The sequence below is a fragment of the Dehalobacter sp. TeCB1 genome, from assembly GCF_001707455.1.
GTDB classification, from domain to species: domain Bacteria; phylum Bacillota; class Desulfitobacteriia; order Desulfitobacteriales; family Syntrophobotulaceae; genus Dehalobacter; species Dehalobacter restrictus.
Map to the genome: position 1 here is coordinate 1 of NZ_MCHF01000054.1, position 2,229 is coordinate 2,229.

Genomic DNA, 2,229 nt, shown 5'->3' on the forward strand with positions numbered 1-2,229 from the left:
CTGATCGAAAAGTTTGTTCCTTGGTCGAAAGAGCTTCCGGAAAACTGTTACAAAAAGATAAAGTAGATTTTGTCCAACCTGGCGGTTGGGCTTTTCTTTACTCATGTGCTTACTTTTTGACAATTACTAATCCTGGATTGGAAGATCCTGAAATTCTCTCTTATACACGGAATGAACGCGGGTTGATTCTGTTCCGCAATATGGGCATGTAACAACCTCACGGTTCGATTCAACTGTAATGAGGCAATTTTGTCCTTTTGATATATGCTCAACATAATCAAGTGCAGGGTCTAGCATTTTTATAAATTCATCCACAATAGTTGCCCTCTCATCACACATATTCTACATGTATTATACAATATTTTACACAACTCTTCAACTAAAGTGGGAAAGAACCGCTAAATAATGGCAAGCAACTTGTATTTAAATATTAAATGATATAATATATTTTATATACATATTAGTATTTTGGAGGATAAATGAAGCAAAGACTAATTATAAAAATTTTAAGTATTCTTGTGATAGTTTCAGTTTCAGTTGCAGGATGCTCAGGTTTTAAAAGGAATAGTATAACATTTTATAAAACATATGATGTAAGTACAGCTTCTGTTTTAGGTAAGTTAGAGACGGTACCTGCCAGCACTCAGGTATATGTAGAAATAATTAGCAATAAACCGTTCAATGCGGAGACAGTCGGTTTTGTTATAACCACTGAAAGAAGTGGTACAAAACTTGTTATCAGCGGCGCAAATATCAAAGTTGATCCTACTGATAAAAAAGTTGTAATTCCACTCTCAATGAGTGAACAAGGTAAATATACGATTGATGTATATGTGGATAAGCCGGAAAATGTAATGATTTCAGAGAAAATAATAGTTGAACAATGAATTTGAGATTTATAAGGTTATGGTATATACTAGACTCTTCAATAAGAAGATAATTTTGGGTTGGTATCACCAACAAGGAAATTATTATTAACTGGGGGTATATCGGAGTTGAATAATAAGATTATAAATATATTGTTGTTTTCAATTATAATAGTTGCCATATTCCCGCTTTCGGCTATAGCGGATACGAGTGTAATTAAGTGTCTGAAATTTAGTGAAATTGAGTCCCTAATTCCATCACATAATTCAACTGCGAAGGGAAGCTTTAACTCTTATGACGAAGCGACAGATATTAAGAGCAATGGCATAACTGCAATTAATGGACTTTTAGCTCAGTGGAGCACTGTAAATATTGCTTATGCGGGTGGAGATGGCACAAACCCTAAAGATGAAGCAGCAATCAGCTATCTTCTGAATGCGCAAAAAACATCACTGCAGCAGCAATTAAACTCGTTTGCTGACATGGATATTAACAAGACGGCCCTCAATGTTCAAAAAGGAACCAATTCGTTAATTTGGAATATGGAAATGATTTACATTTCATATAATGCCATCAGTATTCAATTGGAGGATCTTCTTGTAAAAAAATCCTTAGCTGAAAGGCAACTGCAAATTGCTAAAATGCAAGACAAAATTGGAATGGCCACAGATTTGGCTGTTGCGGAAGCGGAGTATTCGGTTATGGAGCTTGAATCTAATGTCCAGAAGTTAGTCGAGTCGAAAAAATCCATCATTCAACAGTTTAATATAAATCTTGATCAAGAGTATGATACAGAGCTTGTTATCTGCGATGTACCGGATGTAACGGCAAATCAGATATCTGATATCAAGGTCGATGATGATTATCTTGCTTATCAAAGCTATAGCTATGATGTTAAGCTAGATGCGAACTCTGATAGTTCAAAGAGGAAGTTCAAGAATGATTTCTACCGTACATATCAGACCATACTGGATAAACAAAAAGCGCTGAAAGTAGAACAAAAGAAACTGATTACGGCTGAAAAAAAACTGAAAGTTGCACAATTAAAGTATGATATAGGGAGTATTTCGTTACTTCAATTAGAGCTCGAAAAAAGCGCCTATTCAAGTCAAAAATCCACGACAGAGATTACCAAAGATACTTTAGCCCAAGCTTATCGTCAGTATGAATGGGCAAAAAAAGGATTGATTGTAAGTTCTGTCGAGTCCTAAGATATATAGTATATCAGTATACATGTAATTGTCAAAAACGCCACACATAGAAATAAGCGTTTAGAGTTGAGATAATATCCTTAGTACAAACTAAGGAGGAATTATCGATGAGCATTAAAGAGCAATCCGTCATCAGACGTCAGCAAGTAGA

General features: G+C 35.0%; 3 protein-coding genes. All 3 read left to right on the forward strand.

Going from position 1 to position 2,229, the window contains the following annotated elements; translation table 11 throughout:
• A partial coding sequence (locus tag A7D23_RS16280) for a hypothetical protein (RefSeq protein ID WP_207644970.1) occupies nucleotides 1-212 on the forward strand: 212 nt, incomplete at its 5' end.
• A gap of 267 nt (nucleotides 213-479) precedes the next feature.
• Entirely contained in the window at nucleotides 480-887 is a 408-nt protein-coding gene (locus A7D23_RS11525) for a hypothetical protein (protein ID WP_068883846.1), read from the forward strand.
• Between the two features lie 108 nt (nucleotides 888-995).
• Nucleotides 996-2,078: a hypothetical protein gene (locus tag A7D23_RS11530; protein WP_068883848.1), complete on the forward strand. Its 1,083-nt coding sequence runs from the start codon at nucleotides 996-998 to the stop codon at nucleotides 2,076-2,078.
• Nucleotides 2,079-2,229: the final 151 nt, after the last annotated feature.